Below are 17,090 nucleotides of genomic sequence, written 5' to 3'. Positions count from 1 at the left end.
GCTACTTCGTGTCCTTCGGCTCGTCCTCGTCGATGACCTCGGCGTCGACGATGTCCTCGTCGTCCTTCTTGTCACCGTCGGCCGGAGCGTCCGCGGGGGCGCTCTGCGCGGCCTGGTCCTGGGAGTAGATCGCCTGGCCGATCTTGGTCTGCGAGGCGTTGAGGGCGTCGAACGCGGTCTTGACGGCCGCGTCGTCGTCGCCGGCGAGCGCGGTCTTCAGCGCGTCGACGTCTCCCTGCACCTCGGACTTGACGTCCTCGGGCAGCTTGTCCTCGTTGTCCTTGATCAGCTTGTCGATCGAGTACGCCAGGGTCTCGGCGTTGTTGCGGATCTCGGCGGCCTCGCGGCGGGCCTTGTCCTCGGCGGCGTGCTCCTCGGCCTCGCGGACCATGCGGTCGATGTCGTCCTTGGGCAGCGACGAGCCGCCCGTGATCGTCATCGACTGCTCCTTGCCGGTGCCCTTGTCCTTCGCGGACACGTGGACGATGCCGTTGGCGTCGATGTCGAAGGTGACCTCGACCTGCGGGATGCCGCGCGGGGCCGGCGCGATGCCGGTCAGCTCGAACGTGCCCAGGTTCTTGTTGTCGCGGGTGAACTCGCGCTCGCCCTGGAAGACCTGGATCGCGACGGACGGCTGGTTGTCGTCGGCCGTGGTGAAGGTCTCGGACCTCTTGGTCGGGATCGCGGTGTTGCGCTCGATGAGCTTGGTCATGATCCCGCCCTTGGTCTCGATGCCCAGCGAGAGCGGGGTCACGTCGATCAGGAGGACGTCCTTGCGCTCGCCCTTGAGGACGCCGGCCTGCAGCGCGGCGCCGACGGCGACGACCTCGTCCGGGTTGACGCCCTTGTTGGGCTCCTTGCCGCCGGTGAGCTTCTTGACGAGCTCGGCCACGGCCGGCATGCGGGTCGAACCGCCGACGAGGACCACGTGAGCGATGTCCTCGACCTTGACGCCCGCCTCGGCGATGACGTCGGTGAAGGGCTTGCGGGTGCGCTCGATCAGGTCGCTGGTGAGCTCCTCGAACTTGGCGCGGGTGAGCGTCTCGTCGAGGTTCGCCGGGCCGTTCTCGGTGAGCGAGAGGTAGGGCAGCTGGATGCTGGTCGAGGTGCTCGAGGAGAGCTCCTTCTTCGCCTGCTCCGCGGCCTCCTTGAGGCGCTGGCGAGCGATCTTGTCCTTCGAGACGTCGACGCCGGTCGAGTCCTTGAAGCGCTTGACCAGGTGGTCGACGACGCGCTGGTCCCAGTCGTCGCCGCCGAGGCGGTTGTCGCCCGAGGTCGCGCGGACCTGGATGGTCGAGAAGTCGTCGTCCTTGCCCACCTCGAGGAGGGAGACGTCGAACGTTCCGCCGCCGAGGTCGAAGACGAGGATGAGCTCGTCCTCCTTGCCCTTGTCGAGGCCGTAGGCCAGCGCGGCCGCGGTGGGCTCGTTGATGATGCGCAGGACGTTGAGGCCGGCGATCTCGCCGGCGTCCTTGGTCGCCTGGCGCTCGGCGTCGTTGAAGTAGGCCGGGACGGTGATGACCGCGTCGGTCACCTTGTCGCCCAGGTACTGCTCCGCGTCGCGCTTGAGCTTGCCCAGGATGCGGGCCGAGATCTCCTGCGGGGTGTACTTCTTGTCCTCGACGCCGAAGGTCCAGTCGGTGCCCATGTGGCGCTTGACCGACGCGATGGTGCGGTCGACGTTGGTGACGGCCTGGCGCTTCGCGGTCTCGCCGACGAGCACCTCCCCGTCCTTGGTGAACGCCACGACGGACGGCGTGGTGCGGAAGCCCTCGGCGTTGGCGATGACGGTGGGCTCGCCTCCCTCGAGGACGGCCACGACAGAGTTGGTGGTTCCCAGGTCGATGCCTACGGCACGGGACATATGCGTTGTTCTCCTTCGCGATCGGCGTCGCGCGGGCGGCTGCCGGTCAGTTGACGGGTGGTGCGGAATCCTCTGCGGGAGTTGAGCCCCGCACGCTCAAGTTTACGCATCCGTCGTCTCGCGTCAAGTCCGGACGCGAGAAGTTGAGTCGCATCGGCTCAACTCTCAGACTCACGGGTCCCGCCGCTTCCGGCCGTTCACCTCCTCCCCCTACGGTGGGCCCATGACGACGCGCACCGGCCGCTGGCCCGTCCTCGCCTGGGGCCTGTGGGACTGGGGCGGATCGGCCTTCAACGCGGTGGTGACCACCTTCGTCTTCACCGTCTACCTGACCACCGACGGGCTCTTCGGCACCTCGAGCGGAGTCTCGGCCGCGCTCGGCTGGTCCCTCGCCGCCGCCGGCGTGGTCGTCGCCGTCATCGCGCCGATCACCGGCCGCCGGGCCGACCTCGGCGGGCACCGCCGGCTCTGGCTCGGGATCCACTCCGCCGTCGTCGTCCTCTGCATCCTGCTGATGTTCCTCGTGCGCCCCGACCCGGCCCTCCTCTGGCTGGGACTCGGACTGCTCGCGGTCGGCACGGTCTTCTTCGAGTTCGCGAGCGTCAACTACAACGCGATGCTCCTCCAGGTCTCGACCCGGGCGACCATCGGCCGCGTCTCCGGCTTCGGGTGGGGCATGGGCTACGTCGGCGGGATCGTCCTGCTGCTGATCGTGTACTTCGGCTTCATCTCGCCCGAGGTCGGGCTCTTCGGAGTGACGGGGGACGACGGCCTCGACGTGCGCGTCTCGATCCTGGTCGCCGGCGTGTGGTTCGCCGTCTTCGCCCTCCCTGTGCTGGTCGCGGTGCCGGAGACGCCGGCGCGCGCGAGCCGGGCGGAGCGCGTCGGCGTGATCGCCTCCTACCGCGCGCTCTTCGCGCAGGTCGCCGGCCTCTGGCGCGAGAGCCGCAGCACCGTGGCCTTCCTCATCGCCAGCGCGGTGTTCCGCGACGGGCTCACCGGGGTCTTCACCTTCGGCGGCGTGCTGGCGCAGGGCACCTTCGGCTTCGACGCCGGCGAGGTGATCCTCTTCGCCATCGCCGCGAACGTCGTGGCCGGAGTGGCGACCATCTCGGTCGGCGCGCTCGACGACCGCATCGGCCCCAAGGCCGTGATCGTCGCCTCGCTCATCGGCCTGGTCGTCTGCGGCACCGCCGTCTTCGTCCTGCACGACGGGGGGAGCACGGTGTTCTGGATCTTCGGCCTGCTGCTGTGCCTGTTCGTCGGCCCGGCGCAGTCGGCGAGCCGCAGCTACCTCGCCCGCCTCATCCCGGAGGGACGCGAGGGCGAGATCTTCGGCCTCTACGCGACCACCGGGCGGGCGGCCTCGTTCCTCGCGCCCGCCGCCTTCGCAGCCGCCGTCTCGATCGCCGCGGCCGTCTCGGGCAGCGGCGAGGCGAACGTGCAGTACTGGGGCATCCTCGGGCTCGTCCTCGTCCTCGCCGTGGGGCTGGTGCTGCTCCTGCCGGTGCGCCGCCCGCCGGCCACCGCCCCCGTCGTGCCGGAGCCGCGGCTCGCTCCGCCCGCCCGCCGGGACTGACGAGGCCCGTCCCGCGGGAGACGCGGGCGAGGCCCCTCCCCGCGCGCCGCCGGCCGCGGATCAGACCGTGGCGATCCAGAACACGATCAGCAGGAGCGTGACGAGGAAGCCGGTCAGGAAGTTCAGCGCGAGGAAGCGCTTCCAGCCCGCATTCGCCCGCTCCGCCTCGGCGTCCTCGAGCGACCGGTACGGCCAGATGCTCACCGCGTACGGCACCGCGAGGATCGCCGCGAGGGTCCCCGGCCAGGGCAGCAGGAGCAGGAGCAGGCCGCTCGCGACGTAGGCGGCGATGGCGAAGCGCGTGGTCGCCTTCGCTCCGATCACGGTCGCGATCGAGCCGATGCCGCCCGCGCGGTCGGCCAGGATGTCCTGCACCGCGCCGAAGGCGTGGCTCGCGATCCCCCAGAGGAAGAACGCCACGAGCAGCGCCACCAGAGGTCCGGTGACCACGGTGCCCGCGAGGGCGATCCCGTAGACGGCCGGGCTGACGAAGTGGGTCGCCGAGGTCAGCGAGTCGACGAACGGGCGCTCCTTGAAGCGGAGCCCCGGCGCACTGTAGGCGATCACGGCGAAGACGCTGATCGCGAGGACCAGCCACGAGACCGGTGACCCGAGCAGCACGAGCGCCACCAGGAACGGCACGTTCGTGGCCACTGCCGCGATCAGCGTCGCGCGGTGCTCGCTCCGGTCGAGCACGGCGCCCTCGACGCCGCCCTTGCGGGGGTTCCGCAGGTCGGACTCGTAGTCGAAGACGTCGTTGATCCCGTACATCGCGAGGTTGTAGGGGATGAGGAAGTAGATCGTGCCGAGCACGAAGGCGAGGTCGATCTCGCGGGTGGTCAGCAGGTACGCCGCCGCGAACGGGTAGGCGGTGTTGACCCAGCTCAGCGGGCGGCTCGAGACGAACAGCGCGCGCAGCCGGTTCACGGCTCGCTCCGACGACGCGAGGGCAGGAGCACCCAGAGCGCCGGGAGGGCGAGGGCCGCGGCGATCGCGTAGGCGAAGTCCTCGATCGGAGCGACGCCGATCCGGATCCCCGAGATCAGGTCGTCGTCGTAGGCGACCAGCAGGCCCACTCCGATCATGATGTTGTCGAAGACGGCGGTCATCACCAGCAGCACGGCGAGCGTGCCGAGGACGGCGGGCAGGCGCAGGACGCGTCGGCGCAGCGCGAGCAGCAGCAGCACCAGCACCACCGCGAGGAACACGGCGTTGAGGAGGAGGTAGGTCACGCGCGCGCCTCCGCCCGCCGGGAGACGCGCTGCGAGAGGAAGCCGTGCACGTCCATCGTCAGGTAGCAGAGCAGGGTGAGGAAGAGGACCTCCTCGACCGGGAGCTCCGGCGCGATCTGCAGGCCGGTCATGTAGGAGGTCTCGCCGCGGAAGAAGACGCCCAGGCCGATCCCCACGAGGTCCCAGACCAGGAAGAACGCGACTCCCACGGGCAGCACGATCGCCGCGCGTCGCGCGTCCGCCCAGAAGAACAGCCGGAAGCGGCGGTCGAGCACGATCATCCCGGTGATCGAGACGAGGAGCGCGAGCAGGTAGAGGATCCCCACGCCTACTCCCCCACGGCGACGGGCGCGACCGGAGCGGACGGCGCCTCCCGCACGGGCAGCGGCTCGGTCGACACGTCGCCGCGCACGCGCTTGAGCATGACCTCGGCGCTGATGATGCACATCGGCAGGCCGATGCCGGGGATCGTGGAGCTGCCGGCGAAGAGCAGGCCGTCGACGTGCCGGCTGACGTTCCCGGCGCGGAAGAAGGCGCTCTGCGAGAGGACGTGGGCCGGTCCGAGCATCGAGCCGCGCCAGGCGCCGAGGTCGCTCTCGAAGTCGGCCGGGCCGATGGTGCGGCGGACGACGATCCGCTCGGCCAGGTCGGTCGCGCCGGTCCAGGACGCGATCTGCGCGATGGCCTGGTCGGCGATGGCCTCGACGCGCGCGTCGCCCGCGCCGTCGACTCCCCCGTGGCCGATCGAGGTGTCGGCGGGGATCGGCACGAGCACGAACAGGTTCTCGTGCCCCTCCGGAGCCGTGCTCGCGTCGGTCGCGCTCGGGCGGCAGACGTAGATCGACGCGGGATCGGGGACGGTCGGGTGCTCGCCGAAGATCTTGTCGAAGTTGTCGCGCCAGTCCTTCGTGAAGAGCAGGGTGTGGTGCTCGAGCTCGGGCAGCTCCCCGCGCACGCCCAGGAGGACGAGGACGGCGCTCGGGCCGGGCTCGCGCTTCTCCCAGTAGGCGGGCGGGTAGGTCCGCAGCTCCTCGGGGAGGAGCGACTGCTCGGTGGTGAAGAGGTCGGAGGCGTTGACGACCAGGTCGGCGGGGATCCGCTCCGTGCCGTCGGGGCCCGTGAACTCGACTCCGACGACCTCGGCGCCGCGGCGTCCGCCGCGGGGCGAGCGGGCGGTGAGGATCCGTGTGGCGGGCGAGGACGTGCGGACGGTGACGCCGGCCTCCTCGGCGACGTCGGCGACCGCCTCGATCAGCTTCGTGAATCCGCCCATCGGGTAGAGCACGCCGTCGGCGAGGTCGAGGTGGCTCATCAGGTGGTACATGCTCGGCGCGGCGAACGGCGAGGAGCCGAGGAAGACGGCCGGGTAGCCGAGGATCTGGCGCAGCCGGTTGTCGGTGACCGCCGTCGCCGCGAACGTGTCGAGCGGCGTGAGCAGCAGGCGGCCGAGCCTCCCGGTCCGGCTGAGCACGTCGCGGCGCAGCAGCGGGAGGAAGGAGGAGAAGCTCGTGTAGAGGAAGCGGCGCTTGGCCATCTCGTAGGTGTCGCGCGCGGAGTCGAGGTACGCGCGCATCCGCTCGCCCGCTCCGGGCTCGATGCTCTCGAAGAGCGCGAGGTTCGACTCGAGGTCGGCGAGCACGTCGATCGGCTCGTCGACGCCCTCGCTGTAGACCCGGTAGCCGGGGTCGAGCGTGACGAGGTCGAGGCGCTCCTCGGCGCTGGTGCCCATGAGGCGGAAGAAGTGGTCGAACACCTCGGGCATCAGGTACCAGGAGGGACCGGTGTCGAAGCGGAAGCCCTCGTGCTCCCACGAGCCGGCGCGGCCGCCGACGGCCTCGCGCGCCTCCAGGAGGGTCACGTCGTAGCCGTCGCGCGCGAGCAGCGCGGCGGAGGCGAGTCCGCCGATCCCCCCGCCGATGACGACGGCGCGGTGCGGGCCGGTCCTCGAGCGGGTCGCGCGGACGGGGCCGGGGCCCAGGCGCGGGCCGAGCGTCGACACGGCCGCCTTCGCCGCGAGCGCCGCCTTGGCGGCCGTGGGCACGCTGACGCGGGCGCGGAGGAGCTCCTCGGCGGGCGTCGCGCGGATCCGGTCGGCCAGGGCGACGAAGAGGGAGTGGGCCAGCAGGACCGCGCGCCGGCTCGAGCGCGGGAGCTCGGGCACGATGGCGGCGGCCTCGGCGAGGTCGTCGTCGAGGTCGGCGAGCAGCGAGGCCTTGTCGCGCTCGGAGAACGCCCGCGGGTCGACTCCGGGGAAGTAGCTGCGGCCGAGGCCGTCGACGTCGGCGGCGAGATCGCGGAGGAAGTTGACCTTCTGGAACGCGGCGCCCAGGCGGCGCGCTCCGGCCACGAGCCGCTCGCGGGCAGCCTCGGAGACGAGCCCCGCGTCCGGCGCCGCGAGGAACACGTGCAGGCACATCAGCCCGACGACCTCGGCGGAGCCGTAGACGTAGGCCTCGAAGGACTCGGGGGTGTGCTCGGTCTCGCGGAGGTCGGCGCGCATCGACGCGAAGAACGGCCGGGTGAGCTCGGTGCCGAATCCGGTCGCCCGCGCGGTCCGAGCGAAGGCGTGGATCACGAGGTTGGAGCTGTAGCCGGAGGCGAGCGCGCGCTCGGTCTCGGCCTCGAAGGCGTCGAGGGACTCCTCCACCGCGGCCCGGTCGAGACGGGCCTCCGCGGCGACGCCGTCGACGATCTCGTCGGCGACGCGCACGAGGGCGTAGACGTCCTCCACCCGCTCGCGGACGCCCGGGGCTAGCAGACGCGTGGCCAGCCCGAAGGAGGTGGAGTAGCGGCGGATCACCTGCGCGGACGACTCGTGCGCGACGCGGTCGTACAGTTCGCTCTGGCGGCTCATCGTGCCACCGTACGGGGGCTCGGCCGGGCGGAGCGCATCGTCGCGCGCATCCGCGCGTGGCGGACAGCGCTCATCGGGTGCGCCCGACCACGCTGGCCACGAGCGGGCGGACCTCGTTGCGGAAGGCCTCCGACACCGCGGGCGTCTCCAGAGCCGCCCAGGCGCGATCGGCGAACTGGTTCGCGAGCCCCTCGGCGTAGCTGCGGGCGCCGCACTCCTCGAGGATGCCGCGCACCTTCTCCGCGGTCTCGGGCGCGAGGTGCTCGTCGCCGATCAGCGCCTCGATGTCGGGCCAGCAGTCCGTGCCGGCCGCGTGGGCGATGAGGACGGTGCGCTTGCCCTCGCGGAGGTCGCCCAGCGTGGTCTTGCCGGTCTGCCCCTCCGAGCCGAAGACGCCGAGCAGGTCGTCGACGATCTGGTAGGCGATGCCGATCCAGCGGCCGAACTCGCCGAGCGCGTCCACCGCGGCGTCCGAGGCCCCGGCGAGGATCGCTCCGGCCTGCAGCGGCGCCTCGAAGGAGTAGACGGCCGTCTTGAGGCGCTCCATCTCGAGCACCTCGTCGACCGAGGGCATGCCCGGCATGAGAGAGAAGTCCACATCGGCCAGCTCACCCGCGGCGGAGGCGAAGACGGCCTCGTCGAGCAGGGTGAGCAGGCGGGCCCGCACGCCGTCGGAGGCGCCGACGCCCTCGACGAGGCGGTGGGCGCCGGTGAGGGCGAGGTCCCCGGCGATCACGGCCACCGAGGTCCCGCGGTGCTCGGCGATCGGGATGGAGAGGCCCGCGGTCGTCGCCTCGTCGCGGTAGCTGCCCGAGACGTTCGGGCCGCCGCGGCGCACGAAGTCGCGGTCGATCACGTCGTCGTGCACGATCAGCGCGGTGTGCAGCAGCTCGAACGCCGCGCCGAGATGGGCAGCGGCCTCCGGATCCTGGCCGCCGTGGGCCTCGTACGCGGAGATCACCATCAGCGGGCGGAAGCGCTTGCCGCCGCGGGTGTTGGCCTCCAGCGTCTGCCACAGGGTCAGGTAGCGGGGTCCGAGACGCACCGCCCGGGACCTCGCCAACGAGAAGAACCTGTCCAGGACGGCATCGACGTGCTCCTGCCTCAACCGGGACAGAACCACGGGGTCGCGCGTATCCACGTGGGAAGGCTAACAAAGGGGAGAACCAGGACGATAAGCCGGCTGATGTGTTGCGGCGTGCTTGACTTGCGGGTATGACTTCGCCAGCCGCCACTGTGCAGACGGACCGGATCGAGCAGGTGGTCCTCCTCGACGAGGCCGGGAACGCCGTGGGGGTCGCCGACAAGGCGACCGTGCACGACACGGCCACTCCCCTGCACCTCGCGTTCTCCTGCCACGTCTTCTCCCCGGACGGCGCGCTTCTGGTGACCCGCCGCGCCCTCGAGAAGCGCACCTGGCCGGGCGTCTGGACCAACTCCTTCTGCGGGCACCCCGCCCCGGGCGAGCGGATCGAGGACGCCGTCGTCCGCCGGGCCGAGCGCGAGCTCGGCGCCCGGCTGGCCACGCTGGAGGTCGCCCTGCCGGACTTCCGCTACCGCGCGGTCGACGCGTCCGGCGTCGTCGAGAACGAGATCTGCCCCGTCTACACGGCGACGCTGTCGAGCCGCGACGCCCTCGATCCGCGCCTCGACGAGGTCATGGACTACGAGTGGGTCGACGCCGAGGCGACGCTCGCCGCCGTCCGCTCGACCCCCTGGGCGTTCTCCCCCTGGCTCGTGCTGCAGCTCCCCCGCCTGCTGGGCTGACCCCCGCGCCCTGATCCCTGCGCCGGCGTCAGTCGGTGTAGACGTCCGTGCGGTGGAAGCCGAGCGCCGAGCGCGACGCGGTCGGACCGCGCTGGCCCTGGTACCGCGAGCTGTACTCCGCCGAGCCGTAGGGCTTCTCGGCGGGCGAGCTGAGGCGGAAGAAGCACATCTGGCCGATCTTCATCCCCGGCCAGAGCGTGATGGGGAGCGTCGCGACGTTGCTGAGCTCGAGGGTGACGTGGCCGGTGAAGCCCGGATCGATGAACCCGGCGGTCGAGTGGGTCAGCAGCCCGAGCCGTCCGAGCGAGCTCTTGCCCTCGAGGCGCGCCGCGATGTCGTCCGGCAGCGACACCTCCTCGTAGGTCGAGCCGAGCACGAACTCTCCCGGGTGGAGGATGAACGGCTCGCCCTGCGGCGTCTCGACCAGGCGGGTCAGCTCGGGCTGGTCCTCGGCCGGATCGATGTACGGGTAGCGGTGGTTGTCGAACAGCCGGAAGAAGCGGTCGAGGCGCACATCGACGGACGACGGCTGCAGCATCGACGGATCGTGCGGGGCGAGCCCCACGCGGCCGGAGGCGAGTTCGAGCGAGATGTCGCGGTCGGAGAGGAGCACGCTGCGATCCTAGGGCGTGGTGCGACCCCGGGGCGTGGGCCGGCTCCGGGCCTTGCTACGATGTCCTGGTGCGCCCGAGCGGCGCCGCGCGAGTGTAGTTCAATGGTAGAACTTCTGCTTCCCAAGCAGATGGCGCGGGTTCGATTCCCGTCACTCGCTCTCCTCCCCCCCCCTCGTCTGCGGCCGGTCCTCCGGCCCGATGCGAGCGGCTCCTCCTCCGGCGCTGCAGCGACGTCCGTCAGCGCAGCGGCGTCCGGCAGCCCCGCGGTGTCCGTCAGCCCAGCAGCGGCAGCCGCCCGACGATCCTGTCGATCCGGTTCCTCGGCCCCACCAGGCTGACCGCGAGGTACTGCAGCTCGTCGGAGCCGCTCGCCGCCACCGCCTCCCGGTACTCGTCGTACACCCGGGTGGCCTGCGCCGACGCGGGCATGTCGGCGACGAACGTCCCGTCGTGCGCCTCGGCCTTCGCGCGGATCGCGAGCAGGGTCGCCGCGTCGGCGGCGAGGACCGTGCAGCCGGCCCACGGCAGACCGGGATTCAGCGATCCGGACGCGTCGGCGGGGCTCGGTCCGAGCAGCCCCGCGACGTGCGCGGCCGTCGCGGCGCCCACGCAGATCGCGGCGTTCACGGCGCGGCCGGCGGGGAGGGACTCGTCGACGACGACCACCCACTTGAGGCGGGCCGAGCGGGTGGGCGCGGCGGTGTCGATCTCGTCGGGGTGGAAGCCGACGGCGTCGGGGGCGGGGATGGTCATGATGCTCCTCGGTTCGTGCGCAGTGACGTCACGAACAGTAGGCAGGAGGGCTCCCCTTCGGCAGGATCTCCGTATGAACGACCAGCAGAACGGCCCAGGAGCGGCACTCGACGAACTCGACGTCCGGATCCTGCAGGTCCTGCAGTCGGATGCACGGATCACGAACCGTGACCTCGCAGCCGCCGTGCACGTCTCGCCGACCACCGCCCTCGACCGCACGAGGAGCCTCCGGCGCCGCGGCGTGATCACCGGCGCGACGCTCACTCTCGACTTCGCGGCCCTCGGGCGCGGCGTGCAGGCGCTGATCGCGGTCCGCATCCGTCCGCCGTCGCGCGAGATCATCGAGGCCTTCCGCGACTGGGTCGCCGGCCTCGACGAGTCGGCGTGTTCGTCACCTCCGGCTCGGAGGACTTCATCATCCACGTCGCCGTCCGCGACAACCAGGACCTCTACGCCTTCGTCATCGACGAGCTGACGCAGCGCCGCGAGGTCGCCGACGTGCGCACCTCGGTCGTCTACGAGCACTTGCGCGAGCAGGTCGTCCTGCCGCTGAAGCCGCACGGCCGCGCGGAGCGGTGAGGCGCCCGCGCGGCGTTTCGACGCGACACGCCGGGCGGATCCGCGGCAGCGCGCGGGATCGCGGGACGCAGAGGGCAGGGTGGAGGGGTGACAGAGCTCGTCCAGATCCCGTCGCCGGGCGTCGCCCTCGAGTACGGGCACCCCGGCCGGCCCGTGGTGGTCGTGCTGCACGACGTCTTCGGGCGCCTGCCGTGGCTGGAGCCGTTCGCCGAGGCCGTGGCGAAGCACGGCTACCACGTGCTCGTGCCCGACCTCTACGACGGCTGGGCCACGCTCGCCCCGGAGGACGCGCGCGACCTCGCCGCGATGGCCGCGCAGGACCGCACCCTCGCCGCCGTCGCCGAGGCGGTCGGCACCGGAGTCGCGGCCGGGGCGCCGCGCAGCGCCGTCATCGGCTTCGGCTTCGGCGGCCGCCTCGGGCTGCTCGCCGCGGGCACCGGGCTCGTGGACGCGGTGGTCGCGTACTACGCCACCCTCGGTGGGGAGGAGCACGTGCTGGTCCCGTGCCCCACCCTCCTGCACTACGCGCAGAGCGACGAGTGGCCCGCGGGCGACGACCCGGAGTCGTTCGTCGGGCGGCTGAAGGAGTCGGGGACGCCGGTCACGGCGCACACCTACCCGGACACGCAGCGTCACTTCGCGAACGGCAACCTGCGCGACGCGGTCAGCCCCGCCTCCGCGGCGCTCGCCTACGCGCGGACGCTCTCGTTCCTCAATCCCCAGCTCATCGACACCTGAGCTCAGCCCTGCACGTCGTGCAGGTGGTGCTGGACGTCGTGCAGGTAGTAACGGGCGATCGTGTCGACCGTGAACGCCGCGCCGTCGCTGCGGCGGCCTCGGCGCTGCCACTGGGCACCGGCGACGGAGTCGAACACCTCGGCGATGCGCTCAGCCGCCTCGACCAGCTCGCGGCCGACCGTCGCGGGGTCCTGCTGGTCGTAGCGCTCCTCCACGGCGGTGACGTCCTGGTCCCAGTTGGGGTAGAGCGGGTCGTCGCCGGCGAGCATCAGCTGCACACGGGTGCGGTAGATGCGGTGCACGTCGCGCACGTGCGCGGCGTACTCGAGCGGCGACCAGGTCTCGTCGTCGGGCCGGCCCGCCGCGTCGTCGCGGTCGAGCACGTAGGGCCAGGCGGCGGCGTTCTCGCGGATGAGCTCGGCGACCTCGTCGGCGTCGACGAGCGAGGCGTCGAAACCGCATTCGAGGCACGGGCGCTCGAGGACCCAGGTCCAGTCCTTGGTGTCGGGAGTGATCGGCATGGCACCAGAGTAGGGCGCCGCCGGATCAGCAGCGCGTCGGGGTCCCCTGCACGGCGCCGCGCTCGCCGTCGGCCGTCCACGGGAGCTGGGGCAGGCCCTCGGCTCCCGCCGCGGCTCCCTGCTCGACCGCGATGGCGGCCAGGGTGCGGGCGACCGTCGCGGCGAAGTCCCCGTCGGGCGTCGAGCTGTTGATCGAGACGGCCACGGTCAGGCCCGAGACCGGGTCGGAGTACGCCGCGGTGACGAAGCCGGGCGCGAGGCCCGAGAAGCCGCGGAGGGGTCCCGCCTCGTGCCCGCCGAGCCCGGCGCGGAGGTAGTCGGCGCGGCCCTGGCCCTGGACGACCGGGTCCCGCCACATGGCGTCGTCCGCGGGATCGGCCGCGAGACCCGTCGCCAGCCGCCGGAGGTCCTCCAGATCGGTCAGTGCTCCGCCGGCGGCGCCGAGGGCGGACGGGGACGCGGCGGTGACGTCGAGGCGCACGTCGCAGCGCTTCTCCCCGGTCGCCGGGTCGAGCGCGACCGCATAGCCGCGGGGGGACGGAGCGGGCAGGTCGACCTCGGAGGCGCCGGGCAGCTCCGTGCTCCGCAGCCCGTACCGCGGCACCACGTACTGGTCGTAGAGCTCCCCGATGCTCCGACCGGTCACCTGCGCGGCGACGATGCCGGCGAGCAGCGGACCGGTGGCGGAGTCGGACCACGCCGCTCCGGGCTCGGCCGAGGCACCGCGCACCTGGGCCGCGGCGAGCAGCTCGAGCGTCGGCCACTGCCGCGGGGGGTTCTGGAGCACGGTCGGCCAGAGCGCCGAGCGGAAGTCGGCCAGGCCGGAGGTGTGCGCGCAGAGCTCGCGCAGGGTGAGCCCGTCGATGCCGGGCAGGGAGCGCAGCGTCTCGCCGACGTCGGCGTCGAGGTCGACCCGGCCGGAGTCGGCGAGGGCGAGGACCACGTCGCAGGTCATCGCCTCGGTGCCGCCGGTGCCGAGCCGCAGGTGCGCGTCGGTGGTGAGGGCGGTGGTGCGCTCGTCCGACTCCCAGCCGACCGCGCCCTCCCAGCTGCCGCCCCACGGCGACCAGACCCCGGCGACCGCTCCGGTCGCGCCGGCGACGCCGACCGTCTCGTCGAGGAACCCCGACAGGGCGGAGGCGAGCTCCTCCGACGCCGCCTGCGCGGGCGCCTCCGCCACGCGCGAGGCGGCGGCGGGCGTGCAGCCGGCCAGTGCGAGCACGAGGACCGGGACGACGAGCAGCCCCGTCCGCGTCCGTCTGCGAGATCCCATGCCGTGCGACTCCCCCGTCGTCTGCGAACGGCACCACTGTACGGGGGCTCCGTCGGGCCGGAGAGGGCCACTGAGCGCGCGATCGCGATTCGTGTCCTGACCGTGACCGGCGGAGTCCACCCCGTTCCCAAACCGGCAGGCGCCGGGTTACGAAGAGAGGGAGTACAGCGCAGAGGCGCTGCTCGAAGGAGGTAAGAGACCATGCGCAGATCCCCCAATCGACTGCTGGCGACTCTCTTCGGAGCCGTCTACGTCGTCGTCGGGCTCCTCGGCTTCGTCGTGACCGGAGGCGTGCAGTTCCTCTCGACCGAAGGCGGGCTCCTGCTCGGCATCTTCGAGGTGAACCCGCTGCACAACATCGCCCACCTGCTCATCGGAGGCGCGCTGCTGATCGCGGGCCTGTCGACCGTCGCCGCGGCGAAGACCGTCAACGTGACCGTCGGAGCGGTGTACCTGCTGCTCGGCATCGTCGGCTTCTTCCTGGTCGACACGGCCCTGAACGTGCTGGCGCTGAACACCGCCGACCACTTCCTGCACCTGGCCAGCGCGCTGGTGCTCCTGGGAGTCGGACTCGGCACCGAGAAGACGGCGAGGACGCGCACCGCCGCGACCGCCTGACCCGGGCGGCACCTGCCGCCCCCCTCTACTCCGTCCGCCGTGGGCCCGCCGTTTTCCGCGGCGGACGGACTGAACGGCCCCGGACGACACGATGCGGTGTGTCGATCCGGGGCCTCCTCTTCTTCCCCGATCCAGCGAAGGAGCCGCCATGACCACCGTGGCCCGCTGCAACGCCGCTTTCGCCGGACTCGGCGCCGGGCTCGTCCACCTCTCGCTCGCCGCCGGCGGCGAGGGCGCGCAGGCCCCGGTGATCGGGGTGCTCGGTGCCGTCGAGATCCTCTGGGCGGTCCTCGTCCTGGCGCGCGGCCGGATCGTCGTGCCGCGCTCCGCGCTGGTCGTCGCGGTCGCCTCCCTGGCGGCGTTCGCCCTCGCTCTGGCCCTCGGCGCACTCGCCGAGCCCCTCCCCGCGCTGGCCGCCGCGGTCCTCCAGCTGATCGCGGTCGCCGTGGTGGCCGTCTCGCTCCGCTCTCCGCGCGTCGAGGAGAAGGCCGTCTCGCCGTCGCGAGCTCTCGTCGGACTCCTGGCCGGCGCGCTCACCGTCTCCGCCCTCGCCACCCCCGCCATGGCCGCCTCCTCGGGCGGCTCGGGCGACATGGGCGGGATGATGCACTCCGTCGTCGACGGCGGACACGGGCACTGACGCCTCTGGTCCCAGCGGCTCCGCTCGGCTAAGGTAAGGCAGTCCTCAGTCGCCGAGGGAGGCCACCGTGTCGAACGTCATCCCGTTCTCCGAGGCCCTGCGCCTGCGCATCGGGCAGTCCGGCGCGGACGACGAGGGCGCCGCCTTCATGACCTCGCTGATGACCGGCTCCGGCAGCCGCGACGACTACATCGCGCTCATCTCGCAGCACTACTTCGTCTACGAGGCCCTCGAGGCCGTGGCGGAGGACATGGCCGGCGATCCGGTCGCGGAGCCCTTCCTCTCGGCCAAGCTCACCCGGCTCCCCGCGATCGCGGAGGACCTGCGCTTCCTCGTCGGCGAGGACTGGCGGGAGCGCATCCGCCCGCTGCCCTCGACCAGCGCCTACGTCGACCGGATCCGCATCGTGGCCGCGGGTTGGAGCGGCGGCTTCGTCGCCCACCACTACACGCGCTACCTCGGCGACCTCTCCGGCTGCGCGATCGTCCGCGGGCTGCTGCAGCGGCGGTTCGGCTTCGAGACCAACGGCGTCGGCTTCTTCCTCTTCGGCGAGATCGCCGCACCGTCGGCCTTCCGCGCCACCTACCGCGAGCAGCTCGACGCCGCGGGCTGGGACGAGGAGGAGCGCGAGCGGGTCATCGCGGAGGTCGCGGAGGCGTACCGGCTGACGACGGAGCTGTTCCGCGATCTCGCCCGGACCTGCGCGGCGGCCTGAGGGCCTGCTCCGACCTCCTCCGCGGGGCGTCAGTCCGCGGACGCCTCCGCGACGGCGGCCGGCTCGGCTCGCCGTTCGGACATGAAGCGCAGCACGTCCTTGTCGACGATGATGTCGCTCGGCCGGAGCGGCCGCGTCAGGTAGAGCCCCTCGAGGCTCGTGATGCGGCTGAGCGCAACGTAGGTCTGCCCGGGGGCGAAGGCGCGCTGCCCGAGGTCGACCACGGCGGAGTCGTAGGTCTTGCCCTGCGACTTGTGGATCGTGACCGCCCACGCCAGGCGGAGCGGGAACTGCGCGAACTCGGCGACGATCTCGCGGGTGAGCTTCTTCGTCGCGGCGGAGTAGGAGTAGCGGTAGCGCTCCCAGGTCGCGGGCTCGACCTCGTGGACCTCGCCGTCCACCTCGACCCACACCGTCCCCGCGACCTTCGTCACCCGGCCGATGGTGCCGTTCACCCAGCGCTGCTCGGAGTCGTTGCGCAGGAACATCACGTGCGCGCCGATCTTGAGCTCGAGGTTCTGGTCCGCCGGGTAGGCGCGCCCGCCGAAGTCGCCGCTGATCTCGGCCGACGCGGTCTTCAGCGGGCCCTTCAGCCGCGCGAGCGCCGCCTGGTTGATGCGGTTGACCGTGTCATTGCGGGTCGCGAGCGTGATCGCGTCGTCGGCCGGAGGCGTCCGCGCGCCCGCCGCGTTCAGCACGTCGGCGATCTCCTTCGTCACCATGCCGAAGCGGACCGCGTTGAGCATCCACTTGAAGCGCTCGTCGCTCTGCCGGTGGATCCGGCCGAGCTCGACGATCCGCAGCGGCGCCTCCTGCCAGACGAGGGCGTCGAAGAACCACAGCGAGCGGTAGCGGTCGGCGAAGTAGGCGCGCTCCTCCGGATCGCCGGGAACGGGTGCGAGCTGGAACGGGTCGCCGAAGAGGACGACCTGCACGCCCCCGAACGGCTCGGAGCGCCGCTGCCGCGCCTGCCGGAGGCTGCGGTCGATCCCGTCGAGCAGGTCGGCGTTGACCATGGAGATCTCGTCGATGACGAGCGTGTCGATGGTGTTGAGGAGCTTGCGCAGCTCGGGCGGCTGGTCGAGGTCGGAGTCGGCGATGACGCCGATCGGCAGTCGGAAGAGCGAGTGGATGGTCTGGCCGCCGACGTTCAGCGCCGCGACGCCGGTGGGGGCGCAGATGACGATCTGCTTGTCGGTGTTCCAGCTCAGGTGGTTGAGCAGGGTGGACTTGCCCGTGCCCGCCCGACCCGTGACGAACAGGTGCTCGCGCGTGTTCTCGATGAGGTCGAAGACCCGCTGCTGCTCGTCGGAGAGGGTCGGCTGAGTCACCGCTCCACTGTA

The 17,090-nt window shown here is 72.0% G+C and carries 19 protein-coding genes and 1 tRNA gene; 9 read left to right on the top strand and 11 right to left on the bottom strand.

Annotated elements, in window-relative coordinates; genetic code table 11:
- Position 1: 1 nt before the first annotated feature.
- Positions 2 to 1,864, bottom strand: coding sequence for a molecular chaperone DnaK (gene dnaK / locus C5C54_RS03985; protein ID WP_104222890.1), 1,863 nt, complete (start codon positions 1,862 to 1,864; stop codon positions 2 to 4).
- 223 nt (positions 1,865 to 2,087) lie between these two features.
- Here dnaK and C5C54_RS03980 point away from each other — a divergent pair, with 223 nt between their 5' ends.
- Complete coding sequence (locus C5C54_RS03980; RefSeq protein ID WP_104222891.1) at positions 2,088 to 3,443, top strand: MFS transporter; 1,356 nt, start codon at positions 2,088 to 2,090, stop codon at positions 3,441 to 3,443.
- Positions 3,444 to 3,503: 60 nt separating this feature from the next.
- Here the strand turns inward: C5C54_RS03980 and C5C54_RS03975 are convergent, their stop codons facing one another.
- The 5 genes from C5C54_RS03975 to C5C54_RS03955 form a co-directional block, all read right to left on the bottom strand.
- Positions 3,504 to 4,370, bottom strand: coding sequence for a prenyltransferase (locus C5C54_RS03975; RefSeq protein ID WP_104222892.1), 867 nt, complete (start codon positions 4,368 to 4,370; stop codon positions 3,504 to 3,506).
- Entirely contained in the window at positions 4,367 to 4,675 is a 309-nt protein-coding gene (locus C5C54_RS03970; RefSeq protein WP_104222893.1) for a lycopene cyclase domain-containing protein, read from the bottom strand. The genes C5C54_RS03975 and C5C54_RS03970 overlap by 4 nt, the downstream gene beginning before the upstream one ends.
- Positions 4,672 to 5,001 carry a lycopene cyclase domain-containing protein gene (locus tag C5C54_RS03965; protein WP_104255346.1) on the bottom strand — a complete coding sequence of 110 codons (330 nt, stop codon included), beginning with the start codon at positions 4,999 to 5,001 and terminating at the stop codon, positions 4,672 to 4,674. Before C5C54_RS03965 ends, C5C54_RS03970 begins: the two co-directional genes overlap by 4 nt.
- 2 nt (positions 5,002 to 5,003) lie before the next feature.
- Positions 5,004 to 7,529 carry a phytoene desaturase family protein gene (gene crtI / locus C5C54_RS03960; RefSeq protein WP_104287839.1) on the bottom strand — a complete coding sequence of 842 codons (2,526 nt, stop codon included), beginning with the start codon at positions 7,527 to 7,529 and terminating at the stop codon, positions 5,004 to 5,006.
- A 70-nt stretch (positions 7,530 to 7,599) separates the two neighbouring features.
- On the bottom strand, positions 7,600 to 8,574 hold the full coding sequence (locus tag C5C54_RS03955) for a polyprenyl synthetase family protein (protein WP_244229492.1): 975 nt from the start codon (positions 8,572 to 8,574) through the stop codon (positions 7,600 to 7,602).
- A 170-nt stretch (positions 8,575 to 8,744) separates the two neighbouring features.
- Between C5C54_RS03955 and idi the strand changes: the two genes are divergently transcribed.
- Positions 8,745 to 9,296, top strand: coding sequence for an isopentenyl-diphosphate Delta-isomerase (gene idi, locus C5C54_RS03950; RefSeq protein ID WP_104222897.1), 552 nt, complete (start codon positions 8,745 to 8,747; stop codon positions 9,294 to 9,296).
- A 28-nt stretch (positions 9,297 to 9,324) separates the two neighbouring features.
- Here idi and dcd read toward each other — a convergent pair whose 3' ends face one another.
- Positions 9,325 to 9,909 (bottom strand): dCTP deaminase, encoded by a 585-nt coding sequence (dcd, locus tag C5C54_RS03945; RefSeq protein ID WP_104246931.1) that lies wholly within the window; start codon positions 9,907 to 9,909, stop codon positions 9,325 to 9,327.
- Positions 9,910 to 9,997: 88 nt separating this feature from the next.
- Here dcd and C5C54_RS03940 point away from each other — a divergent pair.
- Positions 9,998 to 10,068, top strand: a tRNA-Gly gene (locus C5C54_RS03940).
- A 115-nt stretch (positions 10,069 to 10,183) separates the two neighbouring features.
- On the opposite strand, the gene C5C54_RS03935 is transcribed toward C5C54_RS03940, so the two are convergent.
- Positions 10,184 to 10,663: a DUF2000 domain-containing protein gene (locus tag C5C54_RS03935; protein ID WP_104287838.1), complete on the bottom strand. Its 480-nt coding sequence runs from the start codon at positions 10,661 to 10,663 to the stop codon at positions 10,184 to 10,186.
- Here C5C54_RS03935 and C5C54_RS03930 point away from each other — a divergent pair.
- From C5C54_RS03930 to C5C54_RS03925, 3 genes are all read left to right on the top strand, one after another.
- The gene (locus tag C5C54_RS03930) at positions 10,656 to 11,138 is read left to right on the top strand and encodes an Lrp/AsnC family transcriptional regulator (protein ID WP_308470735.1); all 483 of its coding nucleotides are present in this window, start codon (positions 10,656 to 10,658) and stop codon (positions 11,136 to 11,138) included. The two genes, C5C54_RS03935 and C5C54_RS03930, sit on opposite strands and share 8 nt — an antisense overlap.
- Positions 11,048 to 11,242: an Lrp/AsnC ligand binding domain-containing protein gene (locus tag C5C54_RS18235; RefSeq protein WP_258063209.1), complete on the top strand. Its 195-nt coding sequence runs from the start codon at positions 11,048 to 11,050 to the stop codon at positions 11,240 to 11,242. Before C5C54_RS03930 ends, C5C54_RS18235 begins: the two co-directional genes overlap by 91 nt.
- Before the next feature lie 87 nt (positions 11,243 to 11,329).
- The gene (locus tag C5C54_RS03925; RefSeq protein ID WP_104233076.1) at positions 11,330 to 11,980 is read left to right on the top strand and encodes a dienelactone hydrolase family protein; all 651 of its coding nucleotides are present in this window, start codon (positions 11,330 to 11,332) and stop codon (positions 11,978 to 11,980) included.
- A 2-nt stretch (positions 11,981 to 11,982) separates the two neighbouring features.
- Here C5C54_RS03925 and C5C54_RS03920 read toward each other — a convergent pair whose 3' ends face one another.
- Together C5C54_RS03920 and C5C54_RS03915 are read right to left on the bottom strand one after the other, a co-directional pair.
- Positions 11,983 to 12,501 carry a DinB family protein gene (locus tag C5C54_RS03920; RefSeq protein ID WP_104222903.1) on the bottom strand — a complete coding sequence of 173 codons (519 nt, stop codon included), beginning with the start codon at positions 12,499 to 12,501 and terminating at the stop codon, positions 11,983 to 11,985.
- Between the two features lie 25 nt (positions 12,502 to 12,526).
- The gene (locus C5C54_RS03915) at positions 12,527 to 13,774 is read right to left on the bottom strand and encodes a serine hydrolase (protein ID WP_104287837.1); all 1,248 of its coding nucleotides are present in this window, start codon (positions 13,772 to 13,774) and stop codon (positions 12,527 to 12,529) included.
- 201 nt (positions 13,775 to 13,975) lie between these two features.
- On the opposite strand from C5C54_RS03915, the gene C5C54_RS03910 reads away from it, so the two are divergent.
- From C5C54_RS03910 to C5C54_RS03900, 3 genes are all read left to right on the top strand, one after another.
- On the top strand, positions 13,976 to 14,392 hold the full coding sequence (locus tag C5C54_RS03910; RefSeq protein ID WP_104246935.1) for a DUF4383 domain-containing protein: 417 nt from the start codon (positions 13,976 to 13,978) through the stop codon (positions 14,390 to 14,392).
- 148 nt (positions 14,393 to 14,540) lie between these two features.
- Positions 14,541 to 15,032 (top strand): hypothetical protein, encoded by a 492-nt coding sequence (locus C5C54_RS03905; RefSeq protein ID WP_104287836.1) that lies wholly within the window; start codon positions 14,541 to 14,543, stop codon positions 15,030 to 15,032.
- Between the two features lie 67 nt (positions 15,033 to 15,099).
- Complete coding sequence (locus C5C54_RS03900; protein WP_104269448.1) at positions 15,100 to 15,747, top strand: heme oxygenase (biliverdin-producing); 648 nt, start codon at positions 15,100 to 15,102, stop codon at positions 15,745 to 15,747.
- A gap of 29 nt (positions 15,748 to 15,776) precedes the next feature.
- Here C5C54_RS03900 and C5C54_RS03895 read toward each other — a convergent pair whose 3' ends face one another.
- Positions 15,777 to 17,078, bottom strand: a complete 1,302-nt coding sequence (locus C5C54_RS03895) for an ATP-dependent RecD-like DNA helicase (RefSeq protein WP_104222908.1) — start codon at positions 17,076 to 17,078, stop codon at positions 15,777 to 15,779.
- Positions 17,079 to 17,090 lie beyond the last annotated feature (12 nt).

This window comes from Rathayibacter sp. AY1F2, assembly GCF_002930885.1.
Classification (GTDB): Bacteria; Actinomycetota; Actinomycetes; order Actinomycetales; family Microbacteriaceae; genus Rathayibacter.
This window is presented reverse-complemented; position numbering and strand designations above follow the sequence as displayed.